At 62.6% G+C, this 23,133-nt stretch carries 18 protein-coding genes; 15 read left to right on the top strand and 3 right to left on the bottom strand.

Features of this window, described 5'->3' with window-relative positions:
• Positions 1 to 565 (bottom strand): spermine/spermidine synthase domain-containing protein (locus tag PQQ96_RS28630; RefSeq protein ID WP_459252143.1); only part of this gene is annotated, 565 nt, incomplete at its 3' end.
• Positions 566 to 867: 302 nt separating this feature from the next.
• Between PQQ96_RS28630 and tkt the strand changes: the two genes are divergently transcribed.
• Complete coding sequence (tkt, locus tag PQQ96_RS28635; protein WP_408298889.1) at positions 868 to 2,889, top strand: transketolase; 2,022 nt, start codon at positions 868 to 870, stop codon at positions 2,887 to 2,889.
• A 94-nt stretch (positions 2,890 to 2,983) separates the two neighbouring features.
• Positions 2,984 to 3,994: a type I glyceraldehyde-3-phosphate dehydrogenase gene (gene gap, locus PQQ96_RS28640; RefSeq protein ID WP_408298891.1), complete on the top strand. Its 1,011-nt coding sequence runs from the start codon at positions 2,984 to 2,986 to the stop codon at positions 3,992 to 3,994.
• Positions 3,995 to 4,087: 93 nt separating this feature from the next.
• Here the strand turns inward: gap and PQQ96_RS28645 are convergent, their stop codons facing one another.
• Positions 4,088 to 4,780 (bottom strand): FadR/GntR family transcriptional regulator, encoded by a 693-nt coding sequence (locus PQQ96_RS28645; RefSeq protein WP_408298893.1) that lies wholly within the window; start codon positions 4,778 to 4,780, stop codon positions 4,088 to 4,090.
• Positions 4,781 to 5,007: 227 nt separating this feature from the next.
• Between PQQ96_RS28645 and PQQ96_RS28650 the strand changes: the two genes are divergently transcribed.
• The 3 genes from PQQ96_RS28650 (at position 5,008) to PQQ96_RS28660 (ending at position 8,005) form a co-directional block, all read left to right on the top strand.
• Positions 5,008 to 6,336, top strand: coding sequence for a C4-dicarboxylate transporter DctA (locus tag PQQ96_RS28650; RefSeq protein ID WP_408298895.1), 1,329 nt, complete (start codon positions 5,008 to 5,010; stop codon positions 6,334 to 6,336).
• 132 nt (positions 6,337 to 6,468) lie between these two features.
• The gene (gene alc / locus PQQ96_RS28655) at positions 6,469 to 7,479 is read left to right on the top strand and encodes an allantoicase (protein WP_408298897.1); all 1,011 of its coding nucleotides are present in this window, start codon (positions 6,469 to 6,471) and stop codon (positions 7,477 to 7,479) included.
• 13 nt (positions 7,480 to 7,492) lie between these two features.
• Complete coding sequence (locus PQQ96_RS28660; RefSeq protein ID WP_408298899.1) at positions 7,493 to 8,005, top strand: ureidoglycolate lyase; 513 nt, start codon at positions 7,493 to 7,495, stop codon at positions 8,003 to 8,005.
• 184 nt (positions 8,006 to 8,189) lie between these two features.
• Here PQQ96_RS28660 and fur read toward each other — a convergent pair whose 3' ends face one another.
• Positions 8,190 to 8,618: a ferric iron uptake transcriptional regulator gene (gene fur, locus PQQ96_RS28665; RefSeq protein WP_012434340.1), complete on the bottom strand. Its 429-nt coding sequence runs from the start codon at positions 8,616 to 8,618 to the stop codon at positions 8,190 to 8,192.
• Positions 8,619 to 8,776: 158 nt separating this feature from the next.
• Between fur and PQQ96_RS28670 the strand changes: the two genes are divergently transcribed.
• The 10 genes from PQQ96_RS28670 (at position 8,777) to PQQ96_RS28715 (ending at position 23,108) form a co-directional block, all read left to right on the top strand.
• Complete coding sequence (locus PQQ96_RS28670) at positions 8,777 to 9,610, top strand: outer membrane protein assembly factor BamE (protein ID WP_408298955.1); 834 nt, start codon at positions 8,777 to 8,779, stop codon at positions 9,608 to 9,610.
• A gap of 183 nt (positions 9,611 to 9,793) precedes the next feature.
• On the top strand, positions 9,794 to 10,591 hold the full coding sequence (gene dapB / locus PQQ96_RS28675) for a 4-hydroxy-tetrahydrodipicolinate reductase (RefSeq protein ID WP_408298901.1): 798 nt from the start codon (positions 9,794 to 9,796) through the stop codon (positions 10,589 to 10,591).
• Between the two features lie 78 nt (positions 10,592 to 10,669).
• Positions 10,670 to 11,392 carry a MotA/TolQ/ExbB proton channel family protein gene (locus PQQ96_RS28680; protein ID WP_408298903.1) on the top strand — a complete coding sequence of 241 codons (723 nt, stop codon included), beginning with the start codon at positions 10,670 to 10,672 and terminating at the stop codon, positions 11,390 to 11,392.
• A gap of 30 nt (positions 11,393 to 11,422) precedes the next feature.
• On the top strand, positions 11,423 to 11,854 hold the full coding sequence (locus tag PQQ96_RS28685) for an ExbD/TolR family protein (RefSeq protein WP_408298905.1): 432 nt from the start codon (positions 11,423 to 11,425) through the stop codon (positions 11,852 to 11,854).
• A gap of 184 nt (positions 11,855 to 12,038) precedes the next feature.
• Complete coding sequence (gene leuS, locus PQQ96_RS28690) at positions 12,039 to 14,630, top strand: leucine--tRNA ligase (RefSeq protein ID WP_408298907.1); 2,592 nt, start codon at positions 12,039 to 12,041, stop codon at positions 14,628 to 14,630.
• Positions 14,631 to 14,721: 91 nt separating this feature from the next.
• The gene (locus tag PQQ96_RS28695) at positions 14,722 to 15,273 is read left to right on the top strand and encodes an LPS-assembly lipoprotein LptE (protein ID WP_408298909.1); all 552 of its coding nucleotides are present in this window, start codon (positions 14,722 to 14,724) and stop codon (positions 15,271 to 15,273) included.
• Positions 15,274 to 15,339: 66 nt separating this feature from the next.
• Positions 15,340 to 16,458 (top strand): DNA polymerase III subunit delta, encoded by a 1,119-nt coding sequence (gene holA / locus PQQ96_RS28700; RefSeq protein WP_408298911.1) that lies wholly within the window; start codon positions 15,340 to 15,342, stop codon positions 16,456 to 16,458.
• A gap of 249 nt (positions 16,459 to 16,707) precedes the next feature.
• Positions 16,708 to 17,979, top strand: a complete 1,272-nt coding sequence (locus PQQ96_RS28705) for a glutamate-5-semialdehyde dehydrogenase (RefSeq protein WP_408298913.1) — start codon at positions 16,708 to 16,710, stop codon at positions 17,977 to 17,979.
• Between the two features lie 84 nt (positions 17,980 to 18,063).
• Positions 18,064 to 18,480: a CopD family protein gene (locus PQQ96_RS28710; RefSeq protein WP_408298915.1), complete on the top strand. Its 417-nt coding sequence runs from the start codon at positions 18,064 to 18,066 to the stop codon at positions 18,478 to 18,480.
• A 548-nt stretch (positions 18,481 to 19,028) separates the two neighbouring features.
• The gene (locus tag PQQ96_RS28715; RefSeq protein ID WP_408298917.1) at positions 19,029 to 23,108 is read left to right on the top strand and encodes a YadA-like family protein; all 4,080 of its coding nucleotides are present in this window, start codon (positions 19,029 to 19,031) and stop codon (positions 23,106 to 23,108) included.
• Positions 23,109 to 23,133 lie beyond the last annotated feature (25 nt).

Consider the following 23,133-nt stretch of genomic DNA (forward strand, 5'->3'; position numbering starts at 1 on the left):
CCCCAGCCCCAGCCCCAGCCCCAGCCCCAGCCCCAGCCCCAGCCCCAGCCCCAGCCCGACCTCCAGCCGTTGCCGGTGCGGTTGCCCGTCCCGCTTCGGCGGCCTCCCGCGCCGTCGCGCCGTGGCCAGCCCGCGCGACGTAATCCGCGGCGTCGCCGATCACCAGCTCGACGCGCGGATCGTCGAAAGCGCCGCCATGGACTTCGGGCAAATATTCTCGTGTCAGGCGCACGACTTCCGCATCGAGCTCTGCCACCACGATCCGCTCGATGCCCAGGTGCTTCAGCAGTTGCCGCGCGGCGCCACCATCCCCGCCGCCCAGCACCAGTGCTGCTTTCGGCGAGGGATGTGCCAGCGCGGCCGGATGCACCATGCACTCGTGGTAGATGAATTCGTCGCCGGTGGCGGTCATCGGGCGGCCATCGAGCGTAAACAGCCGGCCGAGCTGCGGCGTGTCCCATACCTCGATACGCTGGTAAGCCGAATCGACGCGCGCAAGCCGCCGGGCGTTCGGAAATCCGTAGACTGCGTCGGCGGTCGGTTGGAACAGCAGCGGAGCGCTCACGGATGGCGGGCTCCGTCGGGAGCGCGGTGGGTTGATGTCGCTCAATTGTAAAGGCGCAAGCGTGGCACTGGCCTAGCCCGCATGCAGAGCCGACGCGGAGCCAGCCTCGAACCAGGCCGCCAGGCGGCTTTGCGCGCGGGGGGCCGCTCAACGTTCTGTTAGAATGTCACGCTTTCAGCCTTGTCCGTTTGCTCTGCCCGTCTCGCGTCTCCTGGCGCCGCACCGTGCGCCGAAGTGGACTGGCATTCGAGCATCCGGGCCTCAAGCGCGCACCGCTTTCTGACTCTGTCTCCGGACTCGACATGACGACCCCGTCTCCCGCACCCACCTCCCTGATGGCCAACGCAATCCGCGCGTTGTCCATGGACGCTGTTCAAAAAGCGAATTCCGGCCACCCCGGCATGCCGATGGGCATGGCCGAAATCGGCGTGGCTTTGTGGTCGCGCCATCTGCGCCACAATCCGACGAACCCGCAGTGGGCCGATCGCGACCGTTTCGTTCTGTCGAATGGCCACGGCTCGATGCTGCTGTACTCGCTGCTGCATCTGACCGGCTATGACCTGCCGATGGAAGAGTTGAAGAACTTCCGCCAGATGCACTCGAAGACGCCGGGCCACCCGGAATACGGCATTACGCCGGGCGTCGAGACCACCACCGGCCCGCTCGGCCAGGGTTTGGCCAACGCAGTCGGCATGGCGCTCGCCGAATCGCTGCTCGCCACCGAATTCAACAAGCCTGACGCGAAGATCGTCGACCACCACACGTACGTGTTCGTCGGCGACGGCTGCCTGATGGAGGGCATCTCGCACGAAGCCTGCTCGCTCGCGGGCGTGCTGAAGCTGAACAAGCTGATCGCCTTCTACGACGACAACGGCATCTCGATCGACGGCGAAGTGGTCCACTGGTTCCACGACGACACGCCGAAGCGCTTCGAAGCGTACGGCTGGAACGTGATCCCGAACGTGGTCGGCCATGACGTCGACGCAGTGGACGCGGCGATCAAGCAAGCCAAGCTGTCGGACAAGCCGACGCTGATCTGCTGCAAGACAGTGATCGGCGAAGGCGCGCCGACCAAGGCCGGCAGCCACGATTCGCATGGCTCGCCGCTCGGCGACAAGGAAATCGCGGCCACGCGCGAAGCGATCGGCTGGAAGTGGGAGCCGTTCGTGATTCCGCAGGAAGTCTACGCAGCATGGGACGCGAAGGAAGCCGGCGCACGCATCGAATCCGATTGGGACAAGGCGTTTGCAGCATACGCAGCCAAGTACCCGCAGGAAGCCGCTGAATTCAAGCGCCGCGACGCGAAGCAATTGCCCGCCGACTGGAAGGAAAAGGCCAAGGCCATCATCGCCGGCGCGAACGAGCGCGCGGAAACCGTCGCGACGCGCAAGGCATCGCAGCAGGCTATCGAAGGTTTGTCGGCTGTCTTGCCGGAATTGCTCGGCGGTTCCGCCGACCTGACCGGTTCGAACCTGACCAACTGGAAGGCCGCCAAGCCGGTGCGGGTGAACGCCGAAGGTAAGGCTGCCGGCAACTACGTGAACTACGGCGTGCGCGAATTCGGCATGAGCGCTGCGATCAACGGCATCGCGCTGCATGGCGGCTTCAAGGCCTTCGGCGGCACGTTCCTGACGTTCTCGGACTACAGCCGCAACGCGCTGCGCGTCGCCGCGCTGATGAAAGCGCCGTCGATCTTCGTGTTCACGCACGACTCGATCGGTCTGGGCGAAGATGGCCCGACCCACCAGTCGATCGAACACGTCGCAAGCCTGCGTCTGATTCCGAATCTGCAAGTGTGGCGCCCGGCCGATACGGTCGAAACGGCGGTGGCCTGGACCCACGCGGTCGAGCATCACGGCCCGTCGTGCCTGATTTTCAGCCGTCAGAACCTGCCGTTCTCGACGCGCACGGACGCGCAGATTGCCAACATCGAGAAGGGTGGTTACGTGCTGCGCGACTGGAATGACGAAATCGTCGCGCGCAAGATCATCCTGATCGCCACCGGTTCGGAAGTCGAACTGGCGTTGAACGCGGTCGAGCCGCTGGCTCGCGAAGGCATCGCTGCACGTGTCGTGTCGATGCCGTCAACGACCGTGTTCGACAAGCAGGACGCCGAATACCGTGAACGCGTGCTGCCGCACGGCGTGCGCCGTGTCGCGATCGAAGCGGGCGTGACGGATTTCTGGCGCAAGTACGTGGGTCTGGAAGGCGGCGTGGTCGGTATCGACACGTTCGGCGAATCGGCCCCGGCGGGTGTTCTGTTCAAGCATTTCGGCTTCACCGTCGAGCACGTCGTAGAGACGGCCAAAGCCGCACTCGGCTGAACTGCGTGCGAGGCTGCCGCGCGACCCCACGCGCGGCAATCCCGGCAGATCAGACCCACATGGACGATTTTTTTCAGCCATCAGGAGATAAACCATGACGATTCGCGTCGCAATCAACGGCTACGGCCGGATCGGCCGCAACACGCTGCGCGCCTTCTATGAAAACGGCAAGAAGCACGATATCGAAATCGTCGCCATCAACGATCTTGGCGATGCCAAGACCAACGCTCACCTGACGCAATACGACACGGCGCACGGCAAGTTCCCGGGCGAAGTGTCGGTGGACGGCGACTACCTGGTCGTCAATGGCGACAAGATCCGCGTGCTGGCGAACCGCAATCCGGCAGAACTGCCGTGGGGCGAGCTGAACGTCGACATCGTGCTGGAATGCACGGGCTTTTTCACGACCAAGGAAAAGGCAAGCGCGCACATCAAGGGCGGCGCAAAGAAGGTGATCATCTCGGCGCCGGGCGGTAAAGACGTCGACGCAACCATCGTCTACGGCGTGAACCACCACGTGCTGAAGGCATCGGACACGGTGATTTCGAACGCATCGTGCACGACCAACTGCCTGGCACCGCTCGTCAAGCCGCTGAACGACAAGATCGGCCTCGTGAATGGTCTGATGACCACGATCCACGCTTACACGAACGACCAGGTCCTGACGGACGTGTATCACGAGGACCTGCGCCGCGCGCGCTCGGCCACGCACAGCCAGATCCCGGCCAAGACCGGCGCTGCGTCGGCGGTCGGCCTGGTGATGCCGGAATTGAACGGCAAGCTGGACGGCTACGCGATTCGCGTCCCGACGATCAACGTGTCGATCGTCGACCTGTCGTTCATCGCCGCGCGCGACACGACGGTTGAGGAAGTCAACGCGATCATGAAGGAAGCATCGGAAGGCGCGCTCAAGGGCATCCTCGGCTACAACACGGCACCGCTGGTTTCGATCGACTTCAACCACAACCCGGCTTCGTCGACGTTCGATTCCACGTTGACCAAGGTCTCGGGCCGTCTGGTGAAGGTGTCGAGCTGGTACGACAACGAGTGGGGCTTCTCGAACCGCATGCTGGACACCGCTGTGGCGCTGGCCAACGCGAAGTAAGCTGTTTCGCTTCGCTTGCCCTGCGGCCTGGTTTGGCCGGCAGGGCGACGGCAAAAGCCGCTCTTCGGAGCGGCTTTTTTTACGCCTGCGTTTTTACGTCTGCGGCGTCGGGAAATAAACGCCGGCGCGCTGCGCGGCGTTCGAGATATGGGTTTCGATCGCCTTGCCGGCCGCGGCGGAATCCCGCGCCTTGAGTGCATCGAGAATCGCCCGATGCTCGGTGTACGTGGACAGCACCAGCTCGCGCCGGTAAAACGGCATCCGCTGGCTCTCCTTCATGATTTCCGCGGCGCTGCTCAGAATCGATTCGATCGCCGCATTGCCGGCAATGCTCACGATCCGCATGTGAAAGTCGTAGTCGAGACGGGCGGCTTCGTCGAGTTCGTCGCAGGCGAGCGCCGTCTGCATGGCCGCGATGTTGTCTTCGAACCAGGCGAGGTCGGAATCGCTGACCGCCAGCGCCGCCATGCGCGCGATAAAGCCTTCCAGTGCGAAACGCATCTGGTAGGTATCCGGCAGCGACGACTGCTCCGCGAAGCGCCACGATTGGGCCGCCGTCGCCTCCGCGCTTTCCACATAGACGCCCTTACCGGCACGGATCATCAGCAGGCCGAGCGCTTCAAGCGTCGAGAGCGCCTCGCGCAGTGATGCTCGGCTGATTGCCAGCTCTTCGGAGAGCTGACGCTGCGCCGGCAGCAAACTGCCCACCGGATAGACGCCCGCTTCGATCCGTTCGCGGATGGTCGCGATGGCGGCATCAGTGACGGTATGCGGAACGTTTTTCATCGTGACTCACTTAGGTGGGCGGTCTGACCAGTATTGTAATACGCGTTCTGTACGCTCGTACGGTGGGCCGTTCAGCATGCGTAATCCGGCCCGGAAACACTGATAAAACAGCGGGTAAACGCTATTTAATGAATCCTTGACGCCAGTATATCGGCTTCCTACTATTCGAGATAACAGCACTGGTCGGACCAGTCTGAACAGATGTGAATCGTAACCAGGAGATAGCCGTGTTGAAGTTCTTCAATTCGCTGTTTGGCCGGGTCGTCATAGCGCTGGTCGCGGGTATCGTGATCGGCGCCGTGTTCCCGCATTTCGCCCAATCGCTGCGCCCCCTCGGCGACGGCTTTCTCAAGCTGATCAAGATGGTGATCGGCCCGATCGTGTTCTGCGTAGTGGTGAGCGGCATGGCGCATGCCGGTGATCTGCGCAAAGTCGGCCGGGTTGGGCTGAAGTCGGTGATCTACTTCGAGATCATGACGACGATTGCGCTCGTGATCGGCGCGGTGCTGGCTTACGCAACGCGGCCTGGCGTCGGCATGAACATCAACTTGCATTCGCTCGATCCCGCTTCTCTGTCGACCTACACGGAGAACGCAAAGAGCCTCAAGGATACGGCCGGCTTTCTTCTGAAGATCATCCCCGACACGGCGATCAACGCATTCGCGACGGGCGATATCCTGCAAATTCTCGTGTTTTCGGTGTTGTTCGGCTCGGCGCTATCGCTGCTGGGCAATAAGGCGCAACGTGTTAGCAGCCTGATCGACGAACTTTCGCAGGTGTTTTTCCGCGTGATGGGTTTCATCATCAAGCTCGCGCCGCTCGGCGTGCTCGGTGCGATCGCGTTCACGACCGGCACCTATGGCGTCGAGTCGCTCAAGCAACTCGGCATGCTGGTGCTGGTGTTCTACGCGAGCTGCTTCGTATTCGTGGTGGTCGTGCTGGGTATCGTGATGCGCCTCGCCGGTTTCAGCATCTTCAAGCTGATCCGCTATCTGCGCGAAGAACTGTCGATCGTGCTGGGTACCGCTTCGTCCGATGCCGTGCTGCCGCAAATCATGCGTAAGCTCGAATGGATGGGCGTCAAGGATTCGACTGTCGGTCTGGTCATTCCGACCGGCTACTCCTTCAATCTCGACGGCTTCTCCATCTATCTGACGCTCGCGGTGATTTTCATCGCGCAGGCCACCAATACGCCGTTGTCGATCCATGACCTGATCGTGGTGGTGCTGGTGTCGCTGGTGACGTCGAAGGGCGCGCACGGCATTCCCGGCTCCGCGATCGTGATTCTGGCCGCGACGCTGTCCGCGATTCCGGCGATCCCCGTGCTCGGCCTCGTGCTGATTCTGCCAGTCGATTGGTTCGTCGGTATTGCCCGCGCGCTGACCAACCTGATCGGCAATTGCGTCGCGACGGTGGTGGTCGCCGTGTGGGAAAACGATATCGACCGGGTGCGTGCCCATCGCGTGTTGAACCGTGACGAAGCGCTGCGCTACGTGCCGGCCGGCGAAGACGAAGGCGTCGAGCCCACCGCCGGCGAACACGTTCCGGCGGTCTGACCGGCGCGGCCACGAGGCACGGTGGCCGCATCCATTGCTATTCATCAGCGCGCCAACGCAGCGCGCGTTCTGTCCCGGCGGATGGGCTGACTCCGCCGGCTCTCCCTCGCTTTTCGTCGCCTGACTGAGACTATGGCTAATCCGATCCTCGATCCCAACGCTCCTGCTTTCACCCGTCGCTACATGAACCTCGCCGACCCGCGTCTGGGCGCGCAGGCGCTCTACGCGAGCGACGAATTCTTCGCACCGAAAGAGCGCATGCTTGAGCCGCAGCCGGCGGTGTTCATTCCCGGCAAGTACGACGACCACGGCAAGTGGATGGACGGCTGGGAGACGCGCCGCAAGCGCACCACGGGCCACGACTATTGCGTGATCCGGCTCGCCCGTCCGGGCGTCGTGTATGGCGTCGATCTGGACACGAGCCATTTCACCGGTAACTTTCCGCCGGCCGCATCGATCGACGCGTGCAATGTAGACGGCGACGCTCCGTCCGACGACGCCGACTGGCAGCCGCTCGTTCCGGCTACCACGCTGCAGGGCAATCAACACCATTACGTCGAAGTGAACGACGCCCGCGCCTTCACGCATCTGCGCGTGAATCTGTATCCGGACGGCGGTCTCGCGCGTCTGCGTGTGTACGGTCAGCCGAAGCGCGACTGGGAGCGCGTCGAACGCGGCACGCTGTTGGATCTCGCCGCGATCGAAAACGGCGCCTACCTTGTCGCCGCGAACAACCAGCATTTCGGGCCGGCCTCGCAGATGCTGATGCCGGGCCGCGGCGTCAACATGGGCGACGGCTGGGAGACGCGCCGTCGCCGCGAGCCGGGCAACGACTGGGCGATCGTCGCGCTCGCGCGGCCGGGTGTCATTCGCAAGATCGAAGTGGATACGGCGCACTTCAAGGGCAATTATCCCGATCGTTGTTCGCTGCAGGCGGCCTCGGTGACGGGCGGCACGGACGATTCGCTCATCACGCAGGCGATGTTCTGGCCGGTGTTGCTCGGCGAACAGAAGCTGCAGATGGACCACGTGCACACGTTCGCGGACGACATCGCGTCGCTCGGGCCGGTGACGCACGTGCGTTTCAACATCATCCCGGACGGAGGCGTGTCACGCCTGCGTTTGTGGGGCGAGATCGCATAACGGAGTCGCTTCGATGAAGACCTTGCATGTGGAATGTCTGACGCGCGCGGCCTTCGCGCCGTTCGGCGACGTCATCGAACTGGCCGGTGCGCGTCATTTCCCGATCAACGGCGGCACGACCGAGCGCTATCACGACCTCGCGAACGTCGACGTGACGGAGAATGGCGGCCGGCCGCTGATCAACCTGTTTCGGGCGCAACCGCGCGCGCTGCCGATCGAAATCACGATGATGGAACGGCATCCGCTGGGCAGTCAGGCTTTCATTCCCTTAACGGCGCGCCGGTATCTGGTGGTTGTCGCGCCTGCGGGCGAGTTCGACCCGGCGCAGATGCGAGCCTTCTGGAGCGAGGGCTGGCAGGGCGTGAACTACGCGAAAGGTGTCTGGCACCATCCGCTGCTCGCGCTCGATGAGGTGAGCGATTTTGTGGTGGTGGATCGTGGCGGCGAGCAGCCCAACTGCGACGAATTGTCATTGGCCGAGCCGTGGCGGCTATTGTTCGAAGCGAGCGTCGCGTTGGTGGAATAGGCCGGCCTGACGAGGCGACGACAACCCGGCGGCAGCGCTGCCCATGCAAAGCGGCGCCGGCGTCTCAGCGCGCCCGCGGCGCCGCACACGTAAAAAAAAACCGGCCGATGAAAATCGGCCGGTTTTTTTCGTTGCCCACCGAACCGCGCACCCCGACGCGGCCGGTATCACACCCACTCAAAAACTAGTGCTTGCGATGCGGGCAATTCTCTTTGGTACATGCGCCATACAGCGCCAGCGCGTGTTCCTGCAGCTTGAAGCCGCGTTCCTTCGCGATGGATTGCTGACGGCTTTCGATTTCGGAGTCGAAAAACTCTTCGACGAGCCCGCAATCGAGGCACACGAGGTGGTCGTGATGCGACCCTTCGTTCAATTCGAACACCGCCTTGCCTGATTCGAAGTTGCTGCGCGACAGCAGGCCGGCCTGCTCGAACTGCGTCAGCACGCGATACACGGTTGCGAGGCCGATATCGAGTTCTTCGTGCAACAGGTTGCGGTAGACGTCTTCAGCGGTCAGGTGGCGCACCGGGCTGTGCTGAAAAATCTCAAGGATTTTGAGGCGCGGAAGGGTCGCCTTGAGCCCGATATTCTTGAGATCGGTTGGATTGGTCATGACAAGGGATCCCTAGAGTACAATGCTGGGCTCTCATAGTAATGTGTTTTTGCTGTTCTGGTCATCTTCGATGGAATGAAACTCGCGCGGCTCGTCAGCGGGCCCGCACGGTGAGTGAAATGATTTCAAAATCTCAATTGATCTACCGGGGGAGCCGCATGCGGGGTACCTTGATCGCTGTTGCGACTGTCGCGGTTCTTGCCGGATGTTCCACTTACGACAGCCTGACGCAGCGTATTGCCCAAAGCATCACGCCGTACCGTATTACGGTGGTGCAAGGCAATTTCGTCTCGAAAGAAGCGGCTTCGCAGATGCAGGTCGGTATGTCGCGCGCGCAGGTCAAGCAGTTGCTCGGCACGCCGCTTCTGACCGACATGTTCCACGCGGATCGCTGGGACTACGTGTTCTATTTCAAACGCGGCTCGACTAACGTCGTGCAGCAGCGCGACTTCGTGATCCTGTTCGCGGGCGACCGCGTTGCGAGCTGGTCGGGTGGCGATGATCTGCCGTCCAACCTCGAGTTGCTGGCGGAAATCGACGGTGACAAGCTCGGCAAGAAGAAGGCCGCCGTGCCGAACGTAGCAAGCGCGGCAACGGGCGCCAGCGCAGCAGTGGCCACCGCGCCGGCTGCCGTAGACACCACGCGTTCGCCGTCCGTCGATGGCGCCGCCGCAGTGGCCGCGCCGTCAACAGACGCCAACGCCGAAGCCGCCCAGGCCGCGAACCGGCTGACCAACGCGGTGCAAACGCCGTCCAACGCGCAGCCGTCGGTGCGCTCTGCCGTGCCGACCGCCAACGGTGGCGGTATTCCGTCGGCAGGCCCAACGGCCGCCGGGCAGCCGCAGTTCCAGTTCCACCGTCCGCCGCCGCCGCAAGTTCCGGGCACGCAGGACAATCCGGTGGGACCGACAGGCCCGCAAAGCAGCAATGGCGGCCCGACGCTCAACGCGCCGCTGACCGCGGCTCCTGCATCTTCGGGAACGGGCGGCTAATCGCGCTGTCCGTGTCTTAGGGCAGGTAAGACGGGCGCTGCGACGGAATGCACCGTGCCCAGCGCCCGTCAGCTTTTCCGCTGTGCCCGTGCTGGTCGTTTGCTGTTCCTGTATGTGTGGCGCCGGGTGTGCTGCCCGACGCCGCTTTTGCCCGCGTTTTACCCCTTTCGAACCCTCGTAGCCATGAAAATTGCCATTGCTGGCGCATCGGGCCGTATGGGCCGGATGCTCATCGAAACCGTCCTCAATGATCCCGACGCCACACTGTCCGGCGCGCTCGACCGCGCGGGTTCCCCGCAACTCGGTCAGGATGCCGGCGCGTTTCTCGGCAAACAGACAGGCGTGCTGCTGACGGACGACGTCGAGCGCGTGTTCGCCGAATCCGACTACCTGATCGACTTCACGCGCCCCGAGGGCACGTTGATGCATCTGGAAGCCGCGCAGCGCCACAACGTCAAAATGGTGATCGGCACGACCGGTTTCGACAACGAGCAGAAAGCGCAACTGCGCGCCGCGGCGGACAAGGTCGCCATCATGTTCTCGTCGAACATGAGCGTGGGCGTCAATGTGACGCTGAAGCTGCTCGAATACGCCGCGAAACATTTCGCGACCGGCTACGACATCGAAATCATCGAGGCGCATCACCGTCACAAGGTCGATGCGCCGTCCGGTACCGCGCTGACCATGGGCGAAGTGATCGCCCACGCGCTCGGCCGCAATCTGGACGACTGCGCGGTCTACAGCCGCGAAGGCGTGACCGGCGAACGCGATCCGTCCACGATCGGCTTCTCGGCGATTCGCGGCGGGGACATCGTTGGCGACCATACGGTGCTGTTTGCCGGCATTGGCGAGCGTATCGAAATTACGCACAAATCGGCGAGCCGCCTATCGTATGCGCAAGGCGCGCTTCGTGCTGTCCGTTTCCTCGAAGGCCACAAGAACGGTTTCTTCGACATGCAGGACGTGCTCGGCCTGCGTTGAGCGCGTCACGGGGCCGGTTGCGGCCCCGTTTTGCTCCCCTGTGGCGCCCCTGTAGTCATTTTTCAACGGCGAGGTCAGATGGCAGGCAGCAGCGGCATCATCCATTACCTGGAAACCAGCGACGCGATCACGCATGGCGTCGCGTATGTGCTGCTGGCGATGTCGATTGCGAGCTGGTGCTTTCTGATCGTCAAAAGCTGGATCCTCACGCGCGCCAAACGTCAGGCCACGCCGGCCATGACGCAGTTCTGGCAGGCGTCGACGTTGTCGGACGGCGTCGCGGCATTGAAGCGCGTGGACCGCGAACGCGTCTTCACGCCGCTCGCCGAGGCCGCGCTGCATGCAGCCGAAGTGGATATTCCCGGCGTGCTGCTCGCGCGCGTCGAGCGCAGCGAGCGGGTGTTGCGGGCGCTGCGGCAGGCGCTCAACGCCTCGCAGCGGCGGCTCGAGTTCGGCCAGGTGCTGCTGGCCTCGGTGGGCAGCACGGCGCCGTTCGTCGGCCTGCTCGGCACGGTTTGGGGCATCTATCACGCGCTCGGCAGTATCGCGGCGAGCGGTCAGGCGCAGATCGAGAACGTCGCGGGTCCGGTCGGTGAGGCGTTGATCATGACGGCCTTCGGCCTCGTGGTGGCGATCCCGGCGGTGCTCGCCTATAACGTGCTCGGGCGTCTCGTGCGGCAGTTGTCCGAAGAACTCGACGGTTTCGCGCACGATCTGCATGCCTACGTGTGTGCGCCGGCGGATCAGCCCCGGCCTCAGCCCCAGTCTCAGCAAGTCCAGGCCCGGACCCACCAGGCGTAGCGCTGAGTCAGGAAGACACAAGGAGGCGACATGGCATTCGGCGGACTCGAGAAAAGGCAGGCGGCCGCGCCGACGGCCGAGATCAACATGACGCCGTTGATCGACGTGATGCTCGTGCTGCTGGTAATTTTTATCATTACAGCGCCTTTATTCACGCACGCGATCCGGCTCGATTTGCCTAAAGTCGCGGCCGCGCCCGCGCGGCAAACGCCCCAAACCATTTCTCTTTCAATCGATGCCGCCGGCAAGCTGTACTGGAACGGCAAGGTCATCACGCTGCAGCAGATGCGCACGCAATTCGTGGAAGCGGGCAAACAGGCCGACCAGCCAGAGATACAGCTAAGCGCCGAGCGCTCTACGCGTTACGAGGTGATTGCGCAGGTGATGGGCGCGGCACAACAGGCCGGGCTCGAGCGGCTTGGTTTCGTCACCGATCCGCCGCCGCCGGGCGTGAAGCCATAGCGGCGCTGGCGACACCGCACCCTCCGACGCCACCCGTCGCCCCCGCGCACCACGCCACGCGGCGCACCCGTCCGCGAACGGTATAATCAGCCCTTTCCCCCGCCGAAGGGGAAACGACGCCATTTCATCCAGCAGAGCACCAGGTCCGGTGCGAAAGCACCGAACCCAGCGATCCCATCACACCATGCACGAAAAATACGTTCCCTCCGACGTCGAAGCCGCCGCGCAAGGGCAATGGCGCGCCATCGACGCGTACAAGACCTCGGAAACCACTGATAAGCCCAAGTTCTATTGCGTCTCGATGCTGCCGTACCCGTCGGGCAAGCTGCACATGGGGCACGTGCGGAACTACACGATCAACGACGTGATGTACCGCTATCTGCGGATGAACGGCTACAACGTGCTGATGCCGATGGGGTGGGACGCGTTCGGCATGCCGGCGGAAAACGCCGCGATGGCCAACAACGTGCCGCCCGCGCAGTGGACCTACGACAACATCGCTTACATGAAGAAGCAGATGCAGTCGATGGGCCTCGCGATCGACTGGTCGCGCGAAGTCGCGACCTGCAGCCCGGATTACTACAAGTGGAACCAGTGGCTGTTCCTGAAGATGCTCGAAAAGGGCATCGCGTACAAGAAAACCGGCACCGTCAACTGGGACCCGGTCGATCAGACCGTGCTCGCCAACGAGCAGGTGATCGACGGCCGCGGCTGGCGTTCGGGCGCGCTGATCGAAAAGCGCGAAATCCCGATGTACTACATGCGCATCACGCAGTACGCGGATGAACTGCTGAACGACCTCGAAGGCCTCGGCTGGCCCGAGCGCGTCAAGATCATGCAGCAGAACTGGATCGGCAAGAGCTTCGGCGTGAACTTCGGTTTCCCGTATGAAATCGACGGCGAACAGAAGCTGTTGCGCGTGTTCACCACGCGTGCCGACACGATCATGGGCGTGACCTTCTGCGCGGTCGCCGCCGAGCATCCGCTCGCCACGCGTCTCGCGCAAGACAAGCCGGAACTGCAGGCCTTCATCGAGGAATGCAAGCGCGGCGGCGTCGCTGAAGCCGACGTTGCGACGATGGAGAAGAAGGGCTTGGCCACCGGCTTCTACGTCACGCATCCGCTGACGCAGGAACAGGTCGAAGTGTGGATCGGCAACTACGTGCTGATGAGCTACGGCGAAGGCGCGGTGATGGGCGTGCCTTCACACGACGAACGCGACTTTGCGTTCGCGAAGAAATACGGTCTGCCGATCAAGCAGGTGGTCGCCCTTGAAGGCAAGGAATACTCGACCGACGCCTGGCAGGAATGGTACGGCGACAAGGACGGCACGCTGGTCAACAGCGGCAAATACGACGGCCTCAACTACACGGAAGCAGTCGACCAGATCGCCGCTGACCTGAAAGAACTCGGCCTCGGCGACAAGCAGATCACATGGCGTCTGCGTGACTGGGGCGTGTCGCGCCAGCGTTACTGGGGCACGCCGATTCCGATCATCCACTGCCCGACCTGCGGCGACGTGCCGGTGCCGGAAAAAGATCTGCCGGTGGTGCTGCCGGAAGACCTCGTGCCGGACGGCACGGGCAATCCGCTCGCGAAGTCGGAAGCATTCGTGAATTGCACCTGCCCGACCTGCGGTGGCGCGGCGAAGCGCGAAACCGACACGATGGATACCTTCGTCGATTCGTCCTGGTACTTCTACCGCTACGCGGCGCCGAATGCTTCGACCATGGTCGACGAGCGCACCGATTACTGGGCGCCGATGGACCAGTACATCGGCGGTATCGAGCACGCGATTCTGCACCTTTTGTACTCGCGCTTCTGGGCGAAGGTGATGCGCGACATGGGCTTGATCAAGTTCGGCGAGCCGGCCAAAAACCTGCTGACGCAGGGCATGGTGCTCAACGAAACCTATTACCGTGAAAGCGACGCGGGTAAGAAGACCTGGTACAACCCGGCTGACGTCACCGTTTCGTTCGATGACAAGGGCCGCCCGGTCGGCGCGGTGTTGAACTCGGACGGCCAGCCGGTGGTGCTCGGCGGCGTCGAGAAGATGTCGAAGTCGAAGAACAACGGTGTCGATCCGCAATTGCTGATCGATCAACACGGCGCGGACACAGCGCGTCTGTTCGTGATGTTCGCCGCACCGCCGGAGCAGCAGCTCGAGTGGTCCGGTTCGGGCGTGGAAGGCGCGAGCCGTTTCCTGCGCCGCGTGTGGAGCTTCGGTCACGCGAATGAAGCAGCGCTGCGCGCAGGCGGCAAGTTCGACGCCGCGCAACTCGGCGAAGTCGACAAGGTGCTGCGCCGCGAGATCTACAGCGTGCTGAAGCAGGCCGACTTCGACTACCAGCGTTTGCAGTACAACACGGTGGTGTCGGCGGCGATGAAGATGCTCAACGCGCTCGACAGCGCGAAGGGCGCACAACCGGCCGTCCTGCGCGAGACCTACAGCGTGCTGCTGCGCGTGCTGTATCCGGTCGTGCCGCACCAGACATTCCAGTTGTGGCAGGAACTCGGTTACGCCGACGAATTCGGCTCGCTGCTCGACGCCGCATGGCCGAAGGTCGATGAACAGGCGCTGGAACAGGCCGAGATCGAACTCGTGCTGCAGGTGAACGGCAAGGTGCGCGGCGCGCTCACGGTGGCGAAAGACGCGACACGTGAAGCGATCGAACAGCTCGCCGCCGCGCATGAAGCGGTCGAGAAGTTCAGCGAAGGCAATGCACCGAAGAAGATTATCGTGGTGCCGGGCCGTCTCGTGAACGTGGTCGTTTGACAGCCCACCGAAACATGACAGCAGACAAGCGCCATCACTCATGGCGGCGCTTGTCTCTCGCCGCGGAATTTACTGCGAACCAGGAGCCAATGTGACTCGCAGATCGTTATTGACGCTGGTGTGCAGCGTGCTGATGTTGTCCGCCTGCGGCTTCCAGCTGCGCGGCCAGCAGGACTACGCATTCAAACGACTCTATATCGCCGGTGGTTCGGCAGCGGCCGGCGCGCGGCTGACCCGCCTTGTGCAGGGTGGCAGCGACACGGTAGTGGTCACTTCCGTCGCGAACGCCGACGCAACGCTGCAGATTACAGAAGGCCGCGGCGTCAGTACGCTCACGCTGAACTCGCTGGGTGCCGTCGAAGAGTATGCGATAAATTTGTCGATGAGCTACACGCTGGTCGGCAAGGACGGCACGGTGCTGATTCCGCCGAGCGCGATCGCGCTGAACCGCGCGATGACCTATAGCGACCAGTACTCGCAGGCCAAGTCGGCTGAAGCCGACATTCTGTTCGCGGACATGGAAAACGACGCGATCGACCAGCTGACGCGCCGGCTGTCGTTGGTGCGTTCGCTGCATCCGGCGCCGGGTGAGCAGGTGCCGTCGGTCGCGCCGCGCGCGCCGTTGCCGCCGCCGCCGCTGTGAGCGTCGCGCTGTGTCCTTGTTTAGCCTGCTGCACATGCACGTGTTTAACCTCATCGATCGGTAGCCATGCAACTGCGACTTGACGCGCTCGAAGCGCATCTCGCGAAGGGACTCGCCGGACTGTACGTCGTGTACGGCGACGAGCACCTGCTCGCGCAGGAAGCGTGCGACCGGATTCGTGCGACGGCGCGTGCAGCCGGTTTTACCGACCGCTCGGTGTTCACCGTCGAGCGCGGTTTCGACTGGAGTTCGCTGCTTGGCGCGAGTCAATCGATGTCGCTGTTCGGTGACCGTCAACTGGTCGAATTGCGCATTCCATCGGGCAAGCCTGGCAAGGAAGGCGCGGATGCGTTGAAGGCGCTCGCCGCCGCCGTAAATGACGACGTGCTGACGATGATCACGCTGCCGCGGCTCGATGCAGCCACGCAAAAGTCCGCGTGGTTCACCGCGCTGTCCGATGCCGGCGTCGCGCTGAAAATCGATCCGGTGGAGCGCGCGCAGTTGCCGAACTGGGTCGGTCAACGGCTCGCGGCACAAGGCCAGCGAGTTGCTGCCGGCGAGGAAGGGCGCCGGGCGTTGGCGTTCATCGCCGAACGGGTGGAAGGTAATCTGCTTGCCGCGCATCAGGAAATCCAGAAGCTCGGGCTGCTGTATCCGGCGGGTTCGTTGAGCTTCGAACAGGTCCAGGACGCTGTGCTCAATGTCGCCCGTTACGACGTTTTCAAGCTGAACGAGGCGATGCTGGCGGGCGATGTCGGTCGTTTGTCGCGCATGCTCGACGGCCTGCGCGGCGAAGGCGAGGCTGCGGTGCTGGTGCTGTGGGCGGTCGTCGAAGAAGTGCGGACCTTGTTGCGGATCAAGCGTGGCGTCGCGGCCGGCAAGCCGCTCGCGATGCTGGTGCGTGAGAACCGTGTCTGGGGGCCGCGCGAGCGGCTGATCGGACCGGCGCTGTCGCGCGTCACGGAAAGCACACTTGAAAAGGCGCTCGCTTTGGCGGCGCGCCTGGATCGGCAGGTGAAGGGATTGTCGGGCGGCACGCCGGGCAATCATCGCAACGATCCGCCGCCCGATCCGTGGAACGGCTTGTTCGAACTGGCAATGACGGTGGCGTCGCCGAAAGCAGCGCCCGTGCCGCCGCCGCGACCTCGCCCCGCGACGGCTGCGCCGGCGCGAAGGCCAATCTGATTGGCGTGACTGACGCAGCGGCCTGACGTGGCTCGATGCGCGGGATCGCCAGGACCTGAGCCTCACCGTCTGAGTCTCGATAACGTCTCGTATCACCGGCGTTAAGGCTGCCAGGCTTCGGGCTCTTCGAGCCCCTCAGCCGCCGCCGCGTCAAGCAAAGCACCGCCACCCGACTTACAATCGTTCCATCTTTCGCTAATTCTGCCTGTCCGCTGCACGTGAACGTGCAGCGGCACCACGAGAATCACCATGGATATCGACCAGTACATGACCGACCTCGGTCGCCGCGCCCGCCACGCTTCGCGTGCCATGGCGCGCGCGTCGACGGCGGCGAAGAACGCGGCATTGGCCGCTGTCGCTCACGCGATCGAACGCGATGCCGCGCTGCTGAAAGAAGCCAACGCGCGCGACGTTGCCCGTGCTCGCGAAAAAGGTCTCGACGCAGCGTTTATCGACCGTCTGACGCTGTCGGACAAGGCGCTCAACACGATGGTTGACGGCTTGCGGCAAGTCGCCGCGCTGGCCGACCCGATCGGCGAAATCAGCAACCTGAAGTACCGCCCGAGCGGGATTCAGGTGGGCCAGATGCGCGTGCCGCTCGGCGTGATCGGCATCATCTATGAATCGCGTCCGAACGTGACGATCGACGCCGCCGCGTTGTGCCTGAAGTCGGGCAACGCGACGATTCTGCGCGGCGGTTCGGAGGCGCTGGAATGCAACACCGCGTTGGCGAAGCTGATCGGCGAAGGGCTGGATGCAGCGGGTTTGCCGCCGGACGCCGTGCAAGTGGTGGCGACGTCGGATCGCGCCGCGGTCGGCGCGCTGATTACGATGACCGAATTCGTCGACGTGATCGTGCCGCGCGGCGGCAAGAGCCTGATTGCGCGTCTGATGGAAGACGCGCGCGTGCCGATGATCAAGCATCTCGACGGCATCTGCCACGTGTATGTCGACGATCGCGCGGATCTGACCAAGGCGTTGACCGTCTGCGATAACGCGAAGACGCACCGCTACGGCACCTGCAACACGATGGAAACGCTGCTGGTGGCGCGCGGTATCGCGGCCGAGGTGCTGCCGCCTTTGGGCAAGCTCTATCGCAACAAGGAAGTCGAGTTGCGGGTGGACGCCGCGGCGCGCGCTGTGTTGTCGGATGCCGGTGTCGGTCCGCTCGTCGATGCCACGGAAGAAGACTGGCGCACCGAGTATCTCGCGCCGGTGCTGGCGATCAAGGTGGTCGATAACCTCGACGCCGCGATCGACCACATCAACACGTACAGCTCGCAGCACACTGACGCAATCGTCACCGAAGACCACGACCGCGCGATGCGCTTCCTGCGTGAAGTCGATTCGGCAAGCGTCATGGTCAACGCATCGACCCGTTTTGCCGATGGTTTCGAGTTCGGCCTGGGCGCCGAGATCGGCATCTCGAACGACAAGTTGCACGCACGTGGACCGGTCGGGCTGGAAGGCCTGACGTCGTTGAAATACGTCGTGCTGGGGCATGGCGAAGGCCGGCAATAAACCGTTGCGCCGCTCGCACGATAACAACGAGGCACGCCGATACAGCACGCCGAACCACGCTAACAAGTCGCACAAGGACAGCCGATGCTTTGGGTAAAGACGTTTCACATCGTTCTGATTGCTTCATGGTTTGCCGGCCTGTTCTACCTGCCGCGCATCTTCGTCAATCTGGCGATGGAAACGGAGCCCGCCGCTACGGCGCGCCTGTTGATCATGGCGCGCAAGCTGTTTCGCTTCATGACGTTCATCGCGGTGCCGGCGCTCGCGTGCGGCCTATGGCTGTGGCTGGCGGTGGGCATCGGCCGCGGGCAGGGCTGGATTCACGCGAAGGTCGGCGTCGTGGTGCTGTTGATCATCTATCACGCTTACTGTGGCGTACTGCTGCGGACCTTCGAACGCGGCGAGAACCGGCGCACGGACAAGTGGTATCGGATGTTCAATGAACTGCCGGTGTTGGGGATGTTGGCGGCGGTTGCGCTGGTGGTGATCAAGCCGTTTTAGTAAATAGGAATATTCCTATTTACTTTCGTTAATCTGCTTTTCAATCCATATCGCGTGATGTTCAATATTGCGCGATATGCGATTCAATAATCTCACCGCTATTGCGTGGCACGCGCGAGGCATCGTCGATTCAAATTTGGCGTTTGTCTGTGCTGCGGCTCGTTTTCATTGATCTTCCTGTTCTGCCGACCTGAGCGTTCTGAATTTTCCTTGTCTGTAGGTTGATTGGGTCGCAATTCCTGCGCGTTGCGGCTCTTGTCTTGTCGCTCATCATCGCTTTTGCGAGTGGGGCGCGTGCGGCGTCGGTGTCTCTTCTTCGTCGGATTCTTGTCAGGAAAAATCTGATGTTAGTAGGATTATTTAAGAACCGTCCTATTAATCGACGAAATTCCTAATTCTATAGTGGTGCCATCCCCGGAAGGATTAATGGGATGGTCCGAAAAACCGTATTGCGGCGACCTTCGTTTTCAATCCTTCTGCTACCCACTAATGCGCATAGCACGCCATTGAGGCGCCTCTTGCCGCGCAGTTCAGAAGGACACGAAATCATGAACAAGTCGTACAAGACCGTATGGAATGAAACCACCGGAACGTATGTGGCCGCCTCGGAAGTCGCGAAGAGCCGCGGCAAGAAGAGCCGGAATCAGAACGCGCTGGTGGCTGCGATGCTGGCTGCTGGGGTCGGCTTTGGCACGGCGGTGAAAGCAGAGGCGGTAGATAACCTCAATCAGGCAAATAGTTCGACGTGTGTCCCCTCCGCGGATGGAACTCAGGACCCTTCCAATTCCAAGGTCTGCACGATTGCTTCGCAAGATACGGCACCGGTGAGCATCGGTCAGACGCAGACAACGAGTGCGGCGCCGTCGGGACAGCGCGGACTGTTAGGTGCCACGCTACTGGGGGTTACACCCACGTCGTATATGGCAATGGGTACCCTTAGTAACACCTGCAACACAAATAGTGGCACGTACCAGGATGCAGCGCCTGTTAACCTTGACGCGACCGGCAACACCACAGGCTCAACCCTCGCTTCCATTGCAATTGGAGGTGGGGCGGTGACGAAAGGTGGTTATAGCATCGCGTTAGGTGTGCAAACTGTGGCCAACGGTTCTGGAACGGCGGTCGGTGATACCGCTTTGGCCCAAACTATGGCGACTTCCATCGGGTTTCGGGCAGGCTACAACGGCTCGGGGACTAATTCGGTATCACTCGGGATCATTTCGGCGGGTTCAGGAAAGAACGCGACGGCCCTCGGCGCGGAAGCCACGGCCTCGGGAGCCAACTCCACAGCGCTAGGTTATGGATCGCAAGCCACCCTCGACAACACCGTTTCCGTGGGCAACGACGAGACGAAACGCCAGATCGTGAACGTGGCGGCCGGTACGCACGGCACCGACGTGGTTAATTACGCGCAGTTGCAGGCAGCGGGTCTGACGGTTGACACGGACGGCAACGCAACCAATTCGTTCGTTGCCTACGACGATACGACAAAAGGTACGGTCACGCTCGGCGGCGGTACCACGGGTACGAAGCTCACGAACGTGGCGGCAGGTGCCGTCTCGGCATCGAGCACGGACGCAGTGAACGGCGCGCAGTTGTATAAGAGCGCCGCAAGCATGGCCGCGGCGCTCGGCGGCGGGTCGAGCGTGTCGGCGGACGGCACGGTTTCGGCGCCGGCGTATAGCGTCGGTGGCTCGACGGTGAACAGCGTCGGCGCGGCAATCACCAATCTCGACGGCCGCGTGACGGCGAACGCGACGAGCATTGGCAGCCTGCAGACCACGGTGACCAACATATCCAATGGGTCAGGTGTGGCCAACTCGGCGTACGTAAAGGTGGCTGGCGCCGATAACGGTAAAGATAATGCTTCGGTATCGACCGTCAGTAATGCCATAGCGATTGGTTCGAACGCCATAGTCAAGGATGATTATCCAGGCTCCATCGCGATCGGTGCAGGTGCGTCAACGACAGCTGCTAGCTACTACGGGAGCATGGTGCTGGGTGCCGGAGCCACCGCAGCTTCAGGCATGGCGATCGGGTACACCTCGAGCGCTTCAGGCGGGTATTCCATCGCTTTGGGCCGTAGTGCGAAGGCAGAAGATGTCAGCTCGGTGGCACTAGGCGGTGACGCATATGCAAAAGAAGGCAGCGTCGCGCTGGGTAGAAATTCCGTGGCCGATGTTGCCAACACGGTTTCTGTAGGCTGCAGCACGCTGCAGCGTCAGATCGTGAACGTGGCGGCAGGTCGCCAAGCTACCGACGTGGTCAATTACGGCCAATTGCAGGCGGCAGGTCTGAAGACCGACACCAGCGGCAACGCGACCAATTCGTTCGTTGCCTATGACGATACGACGCAAGGTACGGTCACGTTCGGCGGTGATACCAAGGGCACGAAGCTCGCGAATGTGGCGGCAGGTGAGTTGTCGGCGTCGAGCGCGGAGGCGGTGAACGGCTCGCAGTTGTATGCGACGAACCAGAACGTTGAGCAGAACGCCAATGCGATTGCGCAAAACACAACCGACATCGCACAGAACGCGAGCGACATCTCGACGAACGCCGGCAACATTGCGCAAAACACGACTGACATTGCAACGAACGCTAGCAAAATTGAGCAGAACACCACTGATATCAGCACGCTGAGCACGCAGGTCGGAGCGATCAACGGTGCAATGACGGATGTAGTGAAGTACGACACATCGGCGCATGACACGGTGACGCTGGCGGGCACGGCAGGCACGACGCTTTCGAACGTGGTAGCGGGCACGCTGTCGGAGTCGAGCACGGAGGCGGTGAACGGTTCGCAGCTCTATACGACGAACCAGAACGTTGCACAGAACACGAGCGACATCAGCACGATCAACAACCAGATCGCCGCTCTGGGTGGCGGCGTCGCCGGAGCGGTGGTCTACGACACGTCGGCACACGACAAGGTCACGCTCGATGGCAAGGCAGGTACGACGCTGGCGAATGTTGCATCGGGCACGCTGTCGGAGTCGAGCACGGAAGCGGTGAACGGCTCGCAGCTCTATGCGACCAACCAGACGGTTGCGGAGAACGCCGACGCAATCGCTCAGAACACGACCGACATTGCGGCGAACGCCGCCCATATCGCACAAAACACGGGAGACATCGCGCAAAACACCAGCGACATCGCGGACCTCGATACCCGCGTCACGACGGTCGAAGGCTCGGTGAGCGACCTGACCAACCAGATCAACACGGGTGCAGTGGGCCTCGTGCAGCAGGATCAGACTTCGCACGCGCTGACGGTCGCGAGTACCACCGGCGGCACGAGCGTCGACTTAACGGGTACCGCGGGCGTTCGCGAGTTGCGTGGTGTCGCAGCTGGCACCACAAGCACCTCGGCGGTCAATGTGGGTCAGTTGAGCCCATTCGTTGCAGCACTGGGCGGCGGCGCGCAGATCAACGAAGACGGATCGATCACCAGCCCGGCGTACCACATGCAAGGCGGCACGCAGACTACGGTCGGCGATGCGCTCGATACGCTCGACACCAATCTGTCCTCGTTGGAGACGCAGATCAATAACGGCAGCATCGGCGTTGTCACCCAGGACCCGACCTCGCGTGACATTCTTGTCGGCGCGGCGACGGGTGGTCTGCGGGTCAACATGGCCGGCACCGAGGGCAATCGTGTCGTGACGGGCGTGGCAGGCGGTTCCGTCAATGCATTGAGTAGCGATGCGGTGAACGGCTCGCAACTGTACGCGAATGCGGCGAGCACGGCTGCGGCGCTGGGTGGCGGCTCGACCGTCAACGAGGACGGCACCATCTCGGCCCCGGCTTACAGCGTGGGCGGGACGACCGTGAACAGCGTTGGCGCTGCGATTGCGAATGTCGACGGCCGTGTGACTCAGAACACGTCCGACATCGCGAACCTGCAGACGACGGTTGGCGCAATGAGCGGTTCCGTGGCGAACGCGCTGCAGTACGACACGTCGGCACACAATCAGGTGACGTTGGGTGGTTCCTCCGACGCACCGAAGGTGAAGCTGACCAACCTTCAGGATGGTGAGCTGTCGGCGACGAGCACGGATGCGGTGACCGGCGCGCAGTTGTGGAACACCAACCAGCAACTTTCCGATCTCACCCAGTCAGTGCAGAACCAGCAGCAGACCGGCAGCCAGGCGATGTCGCTCAACGCGGGCGGCGCGCCTGCAGCAGCGGCAACGGGCAACAACGCGATGGCGCTTGGTGGCGGTGCGCAGGCAAGCGGCGATAACTCTGTCGCCATTGGCTCGGGCTCGGTGGCTGACCAGGCGAACACGGTGTCCGTTGGCTCTCAAGGTAACGAGCGTCGCATCACGAACGTCGCGGACGGCCACGCAGCAACGGATGCCGTGAACATGCGCCAGTTCCAGTCGGGTATCAACGACGTCGCCCGCAGCGCGTACAGCGGTGTTGCAGCCGCCACCGCACTGACGATGATTCCAGAAGTCGATCCGGGCAAGACGCTGGCAGTCGGCGTCGCTGCGGCGACGTACAAGGGCTATCAGGCTGCGGCCGTGGGCGCGTCGGCGCGTATTACGGCGAACGTGAAGGTAAAGGTCGGTGCCGGCATCAGCGGAAGCGAAACGACAGTGGGTGCGCGTGCGTCGTATCAGTGGTAAGCGTGTGATGGTTGCGAAAAGCGCT

Origin of the sequence: Paraburkholderia sediminicola (assembly GCF_046027825.1) — a bacterium.
In the GTDB taxonomy this organism is placed as follows: domain Bacteria; phylum Pseudomonadota; class Gammaproteobacteria; order Burkholderiales; family Burkholderiaceae; genus Paraburkholderia; species Paraburkholderia sediminicola_D.